At 52.8% G+C, this 14,216-nt stretch carries 11 protein-coding genes; 6 read left to right on the forward strand and 5 right to left on the reverse strand.

Annotation, left to right across the window (positions count from 1 at the left end; translation table 11 throughout):
• Nucleotides 1-27: 27 nt before the first annotated feature.
• Nucleotides 28-3,195: a TonB-dependent receptor gene (locus tag ASU33_RS01880; RefSeq protein ID WP_059067563.1), complete on the reverse strand. Its 3,168-nt coding sequence runs from the start codon at nt 3,193-3,195 to the stop codon at nt 28-30.
• Nucleotides 3,196-3,491: 296 nt separating this feature from the next.
• A complete protein-coding gene (locus tag ASU33_RS01885; RefSeq protein WP_286130386.1) occupies nt 3,492-3,947 on the reverse strand; it encodes a C40 family peptidase in 456 nt (151 codons plus the stop codon).
• Between the two features lie 252 nt (nt 3,948-4,199).
• Here ASU33_RS01885 and ASU33_RS01890 point away from each other — a divergent pair, with 252 nt between their 5' ends.
• On the forward strand, nt 4,200-5,630 hold the full coding sequence (locus ASU33_RS01890) for an FAD-binding oxidoreductase (protein ID WP_149866993.1): 1,431 nt from the start codon (nt 4,200-4,202) through the stop codon (nt 5,628-5,630).
• A 120-nt stretch (nt 5,631-5,750) separates the two neighbouring features.
• Here the strand turns inward: ASU33_RS01890 and ASU33_RS01895 are convergent, their stop codons facing one another.
• Nucleotides 5,751-6,392: an acyl-CoA-binding protein gene (locus ASU33_RS01895; protein ID WP_059067567.1), complete on the reverse strand. Its 642-nt coding sequence runs from the start codon at nt 6,390-6,392 to the stop codon at nt 5,751-5,753.
• 32 nt (nt 6,393-6,424) lie between these two features.
• Between ASU33_RS01895 and asnB the strand changes: the two genes are divergently transcribed.
• Genes asnB through ASU33_RS01915 form a run of 4 tightly spaced genes read left to right on the forward strand, consistent with a single transcriptional unit; the run spans nt 6,425 to nt 11,135 of the window.
• Nucleotides 6,425-8,386: an asparagine synthase (glutamine-hydrolyzing) gene (gene asnB / locus ASU33_RS01900; RefSeq protein ID WP_059067570.1), complete on the forward strand. Its 1,962-nt coding sequence runs from the start codon at nt 6,425-6,427 to the stop codon at nt 8,384-8,386.
• A gap of 29 nt (nt 8,387-8,415) precedes the next feature.
• A complete protein-coding gene (locus ASU33_RS01905) occupies nt 8,416-9,768 on the forward strand; it encodes a UDP-glucose dehydrogenase family protein (RefSeq protein WP_059067572.1) in 1,353 nt (450 codons plus the stop codon).
• A 7-nt stretch (nt 9,769-9,775) separates the two neighbouring features.
• On the forward strand, nt 9,776-10,720 hold the full coding sequence (locus tag ASU33_RS01910) for a UDP-glucuronic acid decarboxylase family protein (protein WP_059067574.1): 945 nt from the start codon (nt 9,776-9,778) through the stop codon (nt 10,718-10,720).
• A 1-nt stretch (nt 10,721) separates the two neighbouring features.
• Complete coding sequence (locus tag ASU33_RS01915) at nt 10,722-11,135, forward strand: sugar 3,4-ketoisomerase (RefSeq protein WP_160328113.1); 414 nt, start codon at nt 10,722-10,724, stop codon at nt 11,133-11,135.
• 123 nt (nt 11,136-11,258) lie between these two features.
• On the opposite strand, the gene ASU33_RS01920 is transcribed toward ASU33_RS01915, so the two are convergent.
• Nucleotides 11,259-11,669, reverse strand: coding sequence for a hypothetical protein (locus ASU33_RS01920; protein ID WP_160328114.1), 411 nt, complete (start codon nt 11,667-11,669; stop codon nt 11,259-11,261).
• 276 nt (nt 11,670-11,945) lie between these two features.
• Here ASU33_RS01920 and ASU33_RS01925 point away from each other — a divergent pair, with 276 nt between their 5' ends.
• Nucleotides 11,946-12,707: an IS5 family transposase gene (locus ASU33_RS01925; RefSeq protein WP_078062792.1), complete on the forward strand. Its 762-nt coding sequence runs from the start codon at nt 11,946-11,948 to the stop codon at nt 12,705-12,707.
• 34 nt (nt 12,708-12,741) lie between these two features.
• Here the strand turns inward: ASU33_RS01925 and ASU33_RS01930 are convergent, their stop codons facing one another.
• Nucleotides 12,742-13,722 (reverse strand): acyltransferase, encoded by a 981-nt coding sequence (locus ASU33_RS01930; protein WP_059067582.1) that lies wholly within the window; start codon nt 13,720-13,722, stop codon nt 12,742-12,744.
• Nucleotides 13,723-14,216 lie beyond the last annotated feature (494 nt).

The following is a 14,216-nucleotide window of genomic DNA, read 5'->3' on the forward strand; positions in this document are numbered from 1 at the left end:
TTTGGGTATTCTGAAAGCTTGATTCGCTTAGTTGAACGTGTAGCGTACGCCCAACTGACCTTGCCAACGCGAAGCGAAAGCCGAGAAGTCGTATGGACGGTAGCCGTTGTTCGCGAATGTTGCCGGGAACGAGAACTGCGGACGAACGTTCGGAGCACCGGTAGTTTCCGGACGCAGCAACTCAACAGCGTTGTTAGCCACGAAGTACTGACGACCCCATTCGTTGTTCAGTAGGTTGCCTACGTTCTGGATGTCGAAAGTAACCTGCAGGGTATTGCGCTTGCCACCAGCCATGAAGTTGAAGTCCTGAGCAACACGGATATCAACTTGGTGTGTCCAAGGCGTACGAGCGGCAAAGCGCTCAGCGTACTGACCACGGCGGCTACGCAGGTACGGATCTTTCTGGATGAACGTCTCCAACTGATTGCGGATTTCGTCAATCGAACGCGTATCAGATGTGCCGGATTTTACGATGTCAATTTCGTTTGCATCGCGAGCATCACGCGGGATGTAGATCAGGTCGTTCGAGAACGCGCCGTCGTTGTTCAGGTCGCGACCACCTTGGCCATATACGTAGGCGATGGGCGAGCCCGACAGACCTTCGTAGATAACCGAGAAGTTGGTAGCCAGTTTGTCGCCAGCGTAGCGCAAGGTGTAACCGCCAGTTGCCAATACGCGATGACGACGGTCGTTAGCCGAGAAGCCCAGCTCGGGGTTGTTCGGATCTGCCTGCACCTGGTTGAACTGCCAGTTCGAAAGAGCTGTGCTGCTTGCGCCGCTGTTCACTTCTTTCGACATGCCGTAGGTATAAGCTACGCTTGTGTTCAGGCCGTTTGTGAATGCTTTCTGCAACTGGGCAGTAGCATTATAACGGTAACCTTTGTTGGTGTTGTCGAGCTGCAGAACGTTGGTGTAGTTCGAGAAGCGCTGACGAGCCGAAGGATAAACCGGACGGTTGTCGGGACCAGCTAGGCGGCCGTTAGGCTCTACAAGGTTGATGTTCTTGTAGTAGATGTCATTCAGGGTTTTCGAGTAAATACCCTCAACGGTGGCTACGATGTCACCAGGCAGGCGGAAGTCAACGGCCAAGTTCGTGCGCCATACTTGCGGCAGCTTGAAATTCTTGTCAATAACGTTGATTTCGGATGTGCCAGTGGAAGCAAAAGTCGATGGGAACAGAGCCGGATCGGTAATCACAGCAGGGTACTGCGTGTTAGCACCGGTGCCGGTTGGGCGTCGGTCGATAGCGCCTTGGATCAAACCGCTATTGGTGAATCCGTTCGAAATCCACACGAACGGAACACGGCCGGTAAATACACCTGTACCACCGCGTACCTGCACTTTAGCATCGTTGTTTACGTCCCAGTTGAAGCCCAAACGCGGAGCCCACAGAAGCTGACCGTTGGGGGTATTCTGGGTGTTGATGTTGCTGCCGAAACGCTCGGTAACCGGTGCGTTGAAACCAGGCTTGTCGAAGAAGAACGGAACGTCAAGGCGCACACCCAACGTCAGGCGCAGGTTCTCAATCGGCGAGTATTCGTCCTGAGCGTAAACGCCGGCTTGCATAGCATTGAAAGTGGCTTCGCCGTTGTTAGCAGTAGCATAAGCAGCTTGCAAACGGTTTGGGCGCTCGTTCAAGAAATCAGCAAGCGAGTTAAACTGGTAGTAACCAACCCCGTTGTTGATAAACAGGTTACGGAACTTGAAGAACTCGTTGTGAGTACCCAAGGTGATGGTATGCTTACCAATTGCCCGGGTAACGTTATCGGTGAATTCGAAGATATCCTGATCTAGCTCGTTAAAGCCCGAGCTACGTTCAGTGCCAAAGGTGTAGCGACGACCTTCGTTATTAATCTCGAAGGTTGGGAACAGGCGCTCTGGAGTAGTACGGTTGTCGCGAATGCGCGTGTAGCTTACCAGCAGTTTGTTTGAGAAGTTACCCAAACGGCTATTTAGTTCAGCTACTGTGCTGTTAGTAGTGTTGTTGTTTTGGAAAACGTTGTTTCCAAAACGCAATTGCGTCGAGCTACGCGAGATATTATCATCGAACGCTTCAACAAAGTTGTGGCGCACCGTCAGCTGGTGGTTCTGCGACAGGTTGAAGTCAAGACGACCGAAAATACGGTTGCTTTCGGTACGGCGGTCTATGTTCAGGAAATCACCAACGTTGTAGCCATATTTCGTAGCGGCTGCGTTAGCAATCTGGTTAATCTCCTCCAACCGTATCTGAGAATCAGAATTACCAGGAACGAAGCCTAGGGGCTCTTTGCGGCGGCTGATTTCGCCGTTCAGGAAGAAGAACACTTTGTCCTTCACGATAGCGCCGCCTACACGGGCACCCGTTTGGTAGTTGTAGAACTCAGCCGCTTTGGTGCGAGGCTCTGTTACACTCTTGCCTACTACTTCTTGGTTGCGACCGAAACCGTAAATCGAAGCGGACAGATCGTTGGTGCCCGAACGCGTTACGGCGTTGATGCCACCACCGGTGAAGTTACCAAGGGTTACGTCGTAAGGAGCAACTACAATTTGGAGTTCTTGTACGGCGTCGAGCGAGATAGGCTGAGTGCCGGCGTTGCCACCGGGAGTACCGCTGCCCGACAGGCCGAACACGTCGTTGTTTACAGCACCGTCGATGGTGATGTTGTTGTAGCGGTTGTTAGCACCACCGATCGAGCTGCTGCCACCACCGTTAGCCTGCGGCGACACACGGATGAAGTCCTGCAGGTTACGGTTCAGGGTGGGCAGACGCTCAATTTGTTCGCGCTGAACAGCGGTAGAAGCACCCGTACGACCAGCATTGATAACCGGGTCGCGGCGGCCAGCAATTTCTACGCCTTGCAGCGTTTGCGTTTGCTCGCTCAGGTTTACGTCGAGGCGCTGGGTTTGGCCCAGCGTCAGGAAGATGCCTTCGCGCACGGCTTCCTGGTAGCCTACGAAAGTTACACGGATGGTGTAAGGACCACCTACGCGCATGTTCTGAATGTTGTAACGACCTTCAGAGTTGGTCGGTGCCACGTACTGGGTACCAGTAGGCGTGTGCACGGCAATTACCGTCGCGCCTGGTAGCCCTTCACCAGCTTTGTCGGTAATTGTACCACCCATCGCCGACGTTGTAGCGCCTTGTCCCCAGCTGGGAGCAGCGGCTACAACGATCAGAGTTGGAGCCAAGAGATGGTGAATAAATTTGTTTGTCATGTGTGCGTTTGAGAAACGGTGAGCTAAGCTATTGTTCGACGTTGCGGAGTGGCTAAATCGTGCTGAGCATACAGCCTTGGGTTGATCAAGTGAACAAGCCCTTACTGGTTCAGAAAGTGTTTAGGTGGCCGCAACAAGAGACATCAGAAGAAGCGCTGGCCAGATAGCCATGTACAAACGGGCGCACAGGTGCTGCATGCAGGCAGCAAAGTGTCTGTTAACTAGCAGGGTTGGTTTGTCTGTTAGACGAGACTTCATGCACGAGGCGAAATTCGCCGCAAAGCTACGATGGAATTTCACAACTTTGGTCTAACTGCTTTAATAAAGCGACTCAAATAATAATCGCTTTCTAAGGCATTCTCCACAACACCTAACGACGTGGAAGAGTGGATGAACTGAACGCCTTCTTCGCTGACTTCGGTAACGAGGCCAACGTGCGTAATGCTGTTGCTACCAGGCGAGCCTCCAAAAAATACCAAATCTCCTGCCTGTAAATCCTGCGGGCGAATCGGGTCGCCCCAGGCAGCTTGTTCGTTTGAGGAACGAGGAATCTGAATGCCAGCTGCCCCAAACGACACATTTAATAAGCCCGAGCAATCGAGCCCTAGGCGGGTAGTGCCACCAAATTTGTAGGGAGTGCCGCGGTAAGTGCGGGCCGTTTCGATAACGGTAGCCAGCTGCCGGTCGATGGAGGCCGGGCTGCTCGTGCTTTTGGGGCCACGGGTTACGATTTTACGGCCTCCGCTGCTCATACGAGAGCTAGTCTTGACTTTTGTCTTGCTAACCGAGCCGCCTACCGGGCGTCCGCGCCGCTCGGCGGCTTTGATGCGCGCAATTTCTTGGGCCGAATAATAGCGGCCGTTGCGGTAGTTTAACTTCTTGGTTCCTTGGCAACTAGCGAGGAGCAGAAGGATGGGTAGGAGCAGTAACGGCAACCGGTAGATGGGCCGGAGTGAATGCCGTACCTTTGGGAACGTTTTCCGCATCGAGACAAAGATACGCGAATGGCTCAGTTACTTGAAGAAATACAGTTTGGGCAGCTAACTCCAACTTTGCTTAGCGCCTTCGAAGAGATTGTTGGAACTAGCCACGTGCTCACTCCGGCGCGCCTCGAGGAGGACGAGTACGCCCGCTACGGCCGCGACCACACCGAGGACCTAGCGTTTCGACCCGATGTAGTGCTGCGGCCTGCAAACGCTGACGAGGTTAGCCGTATTATGCGCTTGTGCTACGAACACCGCATCCCGGTTACGCCCCGCGGAGCTGGTACCGGGCTGAGCGGCGGTGCATTGCCAACCTATCAAGGTGTGGTGCTGAGCACCGAGCGCCTCAACCAAATCCTGAACATTGATCAGCGTAACCTGCAGGCTACCGTGGAGCCTGGGGTTATCAATGAGGTTTTTCAGAATGCCGTAAAGGAAGTGGGCCTATTTTACCCTCCCGATCCGGCTAGTAAAGGGAGTTGCTCCCTAGGTGGCAACCTAGCACACAGCAGCGGGGGGCCTAAGGCCGTGAAATACGGTACTACCCGCGACTATGTCTTGAATTTGGAGGTTGTGCTGCCAACGGGCGAAATCATTTGGACTGCCGCCAACACCCTTAAGAACTCTACCGGCTATAACCTCACGCAGCTGATGATTGGCTCGGAAGGAACACTGGGCATCATCACCAAGGTGGTTTTCCGGTTGTTGCCTTACCCGCAGCAAAACATCCTCATGCTGGTACCTTTTAGGCAAGAGGAGCAAGCAGCTGAGGCGGTATCTGCGGTTTTTCGTGCGGGTATTATTCCATCGGGGATGGAGTTTATGGAGCGCGAAGCCATTGTGTGGTCGTCGGAGTACCTGCAGATACCTCTTTCGCTGCCCGACGACGTACGCGCCCACCTGCTGATAGAGCTGGATGGACAGGACTTGGATCAGCTCTACAAAGAAGCAGAGCAGGTGTATGCTGTGCTCGAGAACTACGACGTAGGCGAAATACTGCTGGCCGATACGGCCGCGCAGAAGGACGAGCTGTGGAAAATCCGGCGCAACATTGGCAACGCTGTACGCTACAACTCAGTTTATAAAGAGGAGGATACGGTAGTGCCACGCGCCGAGCTGCCCACCCTGCTGAAGGGAGTGAAAACCCTAGGTGAACAATATGGCTTCAAGAGCGTGTGCTACGGCCATGCCGGCGACGGCAACCTGCATGTAAACATTATCCGCGGCGAGTTACCGGATGAGATGTGGCACGAAGGACTCAAGCAACCCATCCGGGAGTTGTTTCAGCTGTGCGTGCGCCTAGGTGGTACCATCAGCGGGGAGCATGGTATCGGTCTGGTGCAGCGGCCCTACATTGGCATTGCCCTAGGTGATGTGCAACTAAACCTGATGCGGGGCATCAAACAAGTTTTCGATCCGCAGGGTATCATGAACCCGGGCAAAATTTTCTAAACCAACTCCGCAATCTGACTAAGCCCAGGTTATTAAAGCGAAAGACTGCACCCAAGCTGGGTACGGTCTTTCGCTTTATAAGCGGCTTTAAAGCTCTTGCCGAACAAAGCAGCGGTTAAGCTATTGTTGTGTTTTTAGGCGGTCTTCGCCGCCGTATGGGGCACCATCGTTGATGTCGCCCCGCAAGCCGCCGGCCGATGCACCGCCCTCGTTTTCGAAGGGGGCTTTGGCAGTGCCAGGGGCGCTGGCCTCGTTGGGGTTCGAGGCAGGGCGGCTGCCGGCTTCAAGCTGGGAGGTCGTGGCTGGTTGCCCAATGCCAGTAATAGCCGTGGTGGCTTCGCCCTCGGGGCCGGCAATTTCTTGCACGCGCTGAACGTACTGGCGTTTAGCGTCGTCCTCGCTCATGCCCTTAAACTTACTCCAGGCTTCCCATTGACCTTGCGACATGCCCGTGGGGCCATCGGGATTGTTGGGGGTATCATCGCCCACCACGTCTTTTTCCGTGTCGTGGTCGCCTTCGGTCGCTTGTTTGTACAAGCCGTATAACTCCGTCATGTGAGCCGCGGCTTGGTCGCCGGGCAAATTATTCACGCGGGAAACGGCAGCTTCAAATTGCTGCTGCAGATCCATTTGATTTTGCAGATTCATGGGTCGCGGTGTTTGGCAGTTGATGCGCCGCCTCGAAATCATGCGGCTTTGGATGTACTGCCGACGCTTGGCTTTGGTTGCGTCGGGCAGAGCAGGCGTAAAAGCAAGACCCAAATCCTGAAGCTTCGTACCTTTGGCAACTAGATATGTGTGGAATTACCGGACTTTTCGCCTTTACTGACTCCGGTCGGTCGTCGCTGGCTGGCCTGCAGGCAGCTACCGATGCCATCGTGAGCCGCGGCCCCGATTCGCAGGGCCACTACGTGTACGACGCTGTGGGGCTGGGTTTCCGCCGCCTCGCCATTCTCGACCTGTCGCCGTGTGGCAATCAGCCCATGACGGACGAGTCGGGTCGCTATACCATTGTCTTCAACGGGGAGATTTTCAACTTCCGCGAGCTGCGCGCCAAGTTGCAGCGCAAAGGCTACACCTTCAAATCGCACACCGATACGGAGGTTATCCTGAAGTTGTACATCACCGAAGGCCGTGGTTTCCTGAAGAAACTGAACGGGTTTTTTGGCCTGGCCATCTACGATAAGGAAGAAAACACCTTGTTCATTGCGCGCGACCGAATGGGGGTGAAGCCCCTGCTCGTGTACCGCGATGAGGACAAGCTGATGTTTGCTTCCGAAATGAAGTCGCTGCTGGCCCTAGGTGTACCGCGTAAGCTCGACTACGTGGCCCTGTCGCACTACCTGCAGCTAAACTACATTCCGGGTCCGGCCACCATCTTCAAAGGAGTGAAAAAGCTTCTGCCCGGCCACTACATGTTTATCCGCCCCGACGGTAAGGTAGTGCGTAAGCAGTGGTACAAAATTCCTTACGATGCCAAGAAGGTAGCCAAAAACCGCCTCAGCTACGAGCAGCAGCAAGCTAAACTCGTGGAGCTGATGGATGCGGCCGTGGCGCGCCGTTTGGTAGCCGATGTGCCCCTAGGTGCTTTCCTGAGCGGCGGCATCGACTCGTCGGTAGTAACAGCGCTGGCTGCCCAGCATACGCCCCACCTGAATACGTTCAGCATTGGCTTTGCCGACGAGCCGTTCTTCGACGAAACGAAGTACGCCAACTTGGTAGCGAAAATGCATAAGACCAATCACACGGTCTTTTCGCTTACCAACAACGATATGTACGAGCACCTCTACCACGTGCTCGATTACATAGACGAGCCCTTCGCCGACTCGTCGGCCCTAGCGGTGTCTATCCTGAGCCAGCGCACCCGCGAAAAGGTTACGGTTGCGCTTTCGGGCGACGGAGCCGACGAAATGTTCGCGGGCTACAACAAGCACATGGGGGAGTGGCAAGTGCGCAACCCCGACTGGAAAGCCGAAGCCGTAACGGGCCTCAACCTGCTGTGGGATGCCCTGCCCAAATCGCGTAGTTCGTACCTAGGCAACAAGGTGCGGCAGTTCCAGCGCTTCTCGCGCGGCATGTTGGCCGGCCCGAAAGACCGATACTGGGATTGGGCAACCTTCGTTAGCGAGAAAGACGCTCGCCAACTGCTGAGCCCTGCAGCGCGCCGCAAGGTGGGCAAAAAACTGGCCGATAAGCGCCGCAAGGACATCCTAGAGCACATCCATGCTGACGGCGACCTGAATGAAGTGCTGCTCACCGATATGAAATTGGTGCTGCCGTACGACATGAACACCAAGGTCGATCTGATGAGCATGGCCAACTCGTTGGAGGTGCGCAGCCCGTTCCTAGATTACAAGGTGGTCAACTTTGCCTTCTCCTTGCCCGTCGAAAGCAAAATCGACGCGAAGATGAAGAAGAAGATTGTGCAGGATGCCTTCCGGCCGATGCTCCCAGCAGAGTTGTACAAGCGTCCTAAGCACGGCTTTGAGGTTCCGCTGCTTAAGTGGTTCCGCAACGAACTTCGCCCATTGATCGAAGATGATTTGCTGAAAGATGAGTTTATCGAAGAGCAAGGGTTGTTTTCCGTTGATGCTGTGCGAGAACTGAAGCAGCAGCTATTTTCGCGCAACCCAGGCGATGTGCACGCTCGTATCTGGGCGCTCATCGTGTTTCAGCACTGGTGGAAGCGGTACATGGTGCCTGCAACAGCTACTGGCGTACGCGCTTCTCTGATATCTTCCGCTTCGCAATCCTAAGCTCTGAAAGCAGTTACTTCCGCCCCCTTATGAAAATCGCAGTAGTAGGCACAGGCTATGTGGGCCTGGTCACCGGCACTTGCTTTGCCGAGGTAGGGATTGATGTTACGTGCATCGATATTGATCAACGTAAAATCGATAACCTAAAGCAGGGGATTCTGCCCATCTACGAGCCGGGTCTCGAAGAAATGGTTACCCGCAACGTAGCGGCTGGTCGTCTGCATTTTTCAACTTCGCTGCCCGAGAGCATTCAGGATGCCGACGTGGCGTTCATTGCCGTGGGTACACCTCCGGGCGAGGATGGATCGGCCGATCTGAAATACGTACTGGCCGTGGCGCGTGGCATTGGCGAAAATCTCAACCGCCACTGCGTGGTGGTAACCAAGAGCACAGTGCCAGTGGGTACTGCCGCCAAAGTGCGAAAGGAAATTGAGCAAGCACTCGACACCCGTGGTGCCGACATCGAGTTTGATGTGGCTTCCAACCCGGAATTCCTAAAAGAAGGTGCGGCTATCGACGACTTCCTGAAGCCCGACCGCATCGTAATCGGGGTAGCTTCGGAGCGTGCCGAGGAGGTGATGCGCAAGCTGTATAAGCCCTTCCTGCTCAACGGCCACCCGATTATCTTCATGGATATTCCGTCGGCCGAGATGACGAAATACGCTGCCAACTCCATGCTGGCAACCAAGATTTCGTTTATGAACGACATTGCCAACCTGTGCGAAATCATGGGTGCCGATGTGAACAAGGTTCGCCTAGGTATTGGCTCCGATGCCCGCATCGGCAACAAGTTCATTTACCCCGGCATTGGTTACGGCGGCTCTTGCTTTCCGAAGGACGTGAAGGCCCTGATAAAGACGGCTGCCGAAAATGGCTACCAGATGCAGGTTCTTAAAGCTGTTGAAAGCGTAAACGAGGACCAGAAATCGGTGCTGTTCAATAAAGTGCAGCAGCACTTTGGCAGCAACCTAGCCGGTAAGCACCTTGCCGTGTGGGGCCTGTCGTTTAAGCCCAAAACCGACGACATGCGCGAGGCTCCTTCGTTGGTGATTATCGAAAAACTGCTCGAAGCTGGCTGCACCGTAACTGCCTACGACCCCGTAGCCATGAAGGAAGCCCAGCACACACTCGGGAACCGAATCAACTACGCCAAAGACCAACTTTCGGCTCTCATCGATGCCGATGCGTTGTTGGTAGTAACCGAATGGCCAGAGTTCCGCTCGCCCAACTTTGATGTGGTGGGCCGATTACTGAAACAGCGTGTGGTGTTCGACGGGCGCAACATCTACGATGCCGAAGAAATGGAGAAAGCAGGTTTTGCTTACCACTGCATTGGCATTCGTACGAAACATCGCGAACCTGCTGCTCACCAAACCGCATAAGCTCCAGATGGAAAAGAAACGCGTACTAATCACGGGTGGGGCAGGCTTCCTAGGTTCCCACCTCTGCGACAGGTTCTTGGCCGAAGGTTACCATGTTATTGCCATGGATAATCTCGTTACGGGCAACCTCGCCAACATCGAACACTTGTTTGGCAAGAAGGACTTTGAATTCTACCACCACGATGTGTCGAAGTTCGTGCACGTGCCGGGTGAGTTGGACTACATCCTGCATTTCGCCTCACCGGCTTCGCCCATCGATTACCTAAAGATTCCAATCCAGACGCTGAAGGTTGGATCATTGGGTACGCACAACCTCCTAGGTTTGGCTCGGGCTAAAAAAGCGCGGATCATTATTGCTAGCACCAGCGAGGTATACGGCGACCCCGACATCCACCCACAAGTGGAGGAGTACCACGGCAACGTAAACCCGGTAGGCCCACGTGGTTGCTACGACGAAGCCAAGCGCTTCCAGGAGGCTATTACCATGGCCTATCACAATGTGCACGGTGTTGAAACCCGCATCGTACGCATCTTCAACACCTACGGCCCGCGTATGCGCCTCGATGACGGCCGTGTACTACCAGCTTTCTTGAGCCAAGCACTGAAAGGAGAGCCCCTCACGGTATTTGGCGACGGTTCACAAACCCGCTCTTTCTGCTACGTTGATGACCTAGTAGACGGCATCTATCGTTTGCTCATGTCGGATTACCATTTACCGGTTAACATTGGTAACCCGGCCGAGATTACCATCAAGGAGTTCGGAGAGGAAATTGCTAAGCTGGCAGGGGTAGAGTTCCGCCCAACTTACCACCCGCTGCCGCAGAACGACCCCCTGAAGCGTCGCCCGGACATCACCAAGGCGAAGGAAATCCTGGGCTGGGAGCCTAAAGTAGACCGCGCCGAAGGACTGCGTCGTACGCTGGAGTACTTCCAAGAAGCTGTTACTGCCTAACGTGGAAAAACCGTACCTAATTACGTTTCCTAAACTGGGAGCTCCTGAAATTGGCTACATTTCTGTAACTGAACAGGAGAAGCACATTCCGTTTAAAGTCGAGCGTGTTTTCTGGACGTACTACACGCCCGAAAGCATTGTTCGCGGGCGGCATGCGCATCACGCTACGCAGCAAGTGCTCATAGCGGCTGCTGGGCGCATCATCGTTACAACGGAAATGCCCGATGGCACTGTGGACGTGTTTCGTTTGGAAGAACCTAACATAGGTTTGTATGTGCCACCTCATGCTTGGCACACCATGCAGTACTCACACAATGCTATGCAGTTAGTGTTTGCTTCAACGCATTACAGCGAAGCCGATTATATCCGCAGCTACGATGATTTTCATCGAGTATGGGGAAGTACCAATGCATAAGCATAAATACAATCGCTTTTAAAGGAAAAAGGCAAGCAGTACAACTGCTTGCCTTTTTCCTTTAAAAGCGCTCATGTGACTTAGAGCGTGTTGGGAATTTGAGACTAATACTTGGTCCTAACATCATTCCACGGTGTAAGATGTCAGCACAACTGGGTCACCCCATACTCTGGGCTGGTAAGTTTGATAAATAAGGCTGCAGCGTCCTGTCTGCTTGACGAGCTTCGAGATGTTCTCATCACGAATCAGGTTATAGAAGGGTATACCTATCTCTGTTAGAGGAGAGTAATAGTCGTCAAGCTGAGCTTTCTCATCTTGCCGCTGTCGCTTTCCAAAGTGGTCGATGGTGCCAAACGCTACCTCGCCGCCGTGCGTCAGCCAGCTAGCCCGGAGCTTGAGCAAGGAAATTGTCCTCCCGGCATATTCTAAGCCTAAAGCAAGGGAATCTGCGCTAAGCTTAGGGAGTAAAAAGGCATTCCCACTCACGGGTTGAAGATCTTGGCGACGCCCTCCTTGGCTGACAAAAAAGGTCATTCGGGTGGACCAAGGCACACTCTTGTTATTGCGGTAGTAGGATACGAGAACGTGCGGCGGCTCTAGATAGAAGGCCCTTCCCAAGCTATCCATTCGCTGTTGCTGCGCTTTTAGCCTGGCCTCTCTGTCAACACCATTGGGCGTCTGGCTGTAAAGTGGGCACGAGATGATTAACCCAAGTACAATGCCTACATAATATTTCACAGCTGCGATGTTTCTGTCAAGATGGATGTATGCGCAAAGAAAGGATTTATGAGGTAGTTAAGCTCTATCTGTATGGTTGACGGCTATCATCAGCTTACAGACTCGCAGTGGCAAGCGATGCACCCGTGGTTACCGGTACGCCGTAAGCGCCGGTTATGCTTACGTGCAGTTGTTAACGCCTTACTCTACGTGTGTCGCACCGGCTGTCAATGGCGCTGCTTGCCGAACGCTTTCCCGAAATGGACGGCAGTATATTACTACTATCGTCGCTGGCAACAAGACGGAACACTGCAGCGCCTGAACCGGGCACTGAACGAGGCCGACCGGCAAGCTCACGGTCAAGAAGCCACCCCGGACGTGCTGTGCTTGGACAGCCAAAGCGTCAAGCTAGCTCCACGAATTGCCGAACACCGCGGCACCGACGGTGGCAAGCGTGTCAATGGGCGCAAACGGCAGGTGCTGGTCGATAGGAATGGGCGTATCTGGGCCTGTCGCTCACACGCGGCTAACCAGCACGACAGTCGTGGGGCAGCACCCATACTACTGGAACGTCGACACTGGGGCCCGCGCGTGACAACCATCATCACCGACCACGCCTACCGCGGCCATTTCACCAAAGGACTACTTGCACGAGGCCTGCGGCACGAAATCGGTAGTCGGCCGCCATCAGCCAAGGGCTTTGTGCCAGCGGGCTGCCGCTGGGTGGTCGAACGCACCTTTGCGTGGCTCAACTTCTTCCGCCGCCTTGTGATGGACTACGAATACACGCCTGAAAGTCACGCCGCTTGGATTCTCTGGGCCAACGTCAGTCTCTGCCTCAACCGATTACTTTAATTCCCCAACAGGCTCTTAGATTAGTAACCCTAGGTTACAAGCCATTAAGTAATTTAAACACCTTGGGGCTAAGCTTCTCTATCAACATTAAGGTTCCTAAGCAAACGACAAAGGTGAGCAAAGGCGCAACTAGGTAGAGCCAGCCACCACCCCAAGCTGCTATGTCAATAAAGCTGAATATGGCCAGGATAAACAGCGGATGATATAGATAAATCAGTAAGGAGTATTTTCTTCCGATGCGGGCAAATATGTTATCTGTAGACAATTGGAGCTTTGTAGCAATCAGGATTAATCCTACAGCGAATAAAGCCGTTCCAAACAAAAATTCTTGATTATGAGGAGAAGCGCCAGTGTACTTGTAAAGCAAGACAATTTCGGCAGTCTGTAAAAAAAAGCCAAATAATGTTACTAGTACAGCTAGCCAAAGGGGCACTTTACTAGTTATATTATGCTTGTTTAACAAATACCCAATTGTTAGAAAGGAAATTGACACGAAAAAGCGAGATGCTTCTTTGGCTGGGGTTATATGCAATAAGCTTGTGTAAGCATCATTAGCTAGAACAAAAGCATAAGTGCTGATAGCTGCAACCAAGAGGAACCTATCATCTAGCTTGTTGAATAAATAATTCAGAACTACGTAGCCAAATATCATCGAGCCCATAAACCAAAGGTGGCCCGATAAACCGTTAGCAATAGTAGGAAATGATAACGGTGGTTCATCCAACAGCGGACTATCGACGAATATTCCCACAAGAAAATACATTAAGTCAGCTGCTAACAGAATAGAAAGCAGGTTGCGTAAGGTCAGAGAAAACTGCTTATCTCCTCGACTGGTTACATTATTGAAAAATAAGTAGCCGCTTATTAGAAAAAAGAAAGGAACGGCATAGCGCCCCAGCCCACGAATAGCTAGGACGGCCGGGTTATACAAGTCGCCGTATTTGACGTGAAGCGTTACGACGGAAAAAGCTCCTAATAGCCTGAAAACGTCGATTGAGTAGTTGCGATGTTGCATGTATGATGCATGAAAAAGATCAGCAAGATATGATAGATACTACTTTGCTGCTAAGTGTTCGTGCCTACGAAGTGAAGATGCCCAGCCTTTTTGCAGTAGCATCTCTATATAGCATAGCACGCGCGCCTTCTTGTGCTGCCTTGAGCAGATGCGCTACTCTGCCTTCGGCCACATACTGCCGACTGGTACAAGCTCCTATTTTAAATTTGCTACGATGGCAGCCGAGGTAACTCCTTCTTTATAGTATCAAGCTGGTTAACAAAATGTTACTTAAAAATAAAAATCAGATATAGCAATAGTATGTTCACTTGAAGTCTACTGACTTTTATTGGTTTGCTTTGATCCTTAATGCATTATGCGTGAGTGACAAGATCATTTCTTGATACGCTGAAGCTACTCTTGATTTATTGCTTTTGGGCTAGCAACCTAGGGGCAAAAAGAGGAGGAAGCTGCTTAGGAGAACGGCATATAAGAGGAGAATTGCCGTGTGTTGA

This window comes from Solirubrum puertoriconensis, from assembly GCF_001483135.1.
Taxonomy (GTDB): Bacteria; Bacteroidota; Bacteroidia; order Cytophagales; family Hymenobacteraceae; genus Solirubrum; species Solirubrum puertoriconensis.

Excerpts from the sequence above, each read along its gene's own strand:
- ASU33_RS01885 (WP_286130386.1), bottom strand. The coding sequence starts at position 3,947 with ATGAGCAGCGGAGGCCGTAAAATCGTAACCCGTGGCCCCAAAAGCACG.
- ASU33_RS01905 (WP_059067572.1), top strand. The coding sequence starts at position 8,416 with ATGAAAATCGCAGTAGTAGGCACAGGCTATGTGGGCCTGGTCACCGGC.
- ASU33_RS01880 (WP_059067563.1), bottom strand. The coding sequence starts at position 3,195 with ATGACAAACAAATTTATTCACCATCTCTTGGCTCCAACTCTGATCGTT.
- ASU33_RS01925 (WP_078062792.1), top strand. The coding sequence starts at position 11,946 with ATGGTTGACGGCTATCATCAGCTTACAGACTCGCAGTGGCAAGCGATG.
- ASU33_RS01930 (WP_059067582.1), bottom strand. The coding sequence starts at position 13,722 with ATGCAACATCGCAACTACTCAATCGACGTTTTCAGGCTATTAGGAGCT.
- ASU33_RS01920 (WP_160328114.1), bottom strand. The coding sequence starts at position 11,669 with ATGACCTTTTTTGTCAGCCAAGGAGGGCGTCGCCAAGATCTTCAACCC.
- ASU33_RS01890 (WP_149866993.1), top strand. The coding sequence starts at position 4,200 with ATGGCTCAGTTACTTGAAGAAATACAGTTTGGGCAGCTAACTCCAACT.
- asnB (WP_059067570.1), top strand. The coding sequence starts at position 6,425 with ATGTGTGGAATTACCGGACTTTTCGCCTTTACTGACTCCGGTCGGTCG.
- ASU33_RS01910 (WP_059067574.1), top strand. The coding sequence starts at position 9,776 with ATGGAAAAGAAACGCGTACTAATCACGGGTGGGGCAGGCTTCCTAGGT.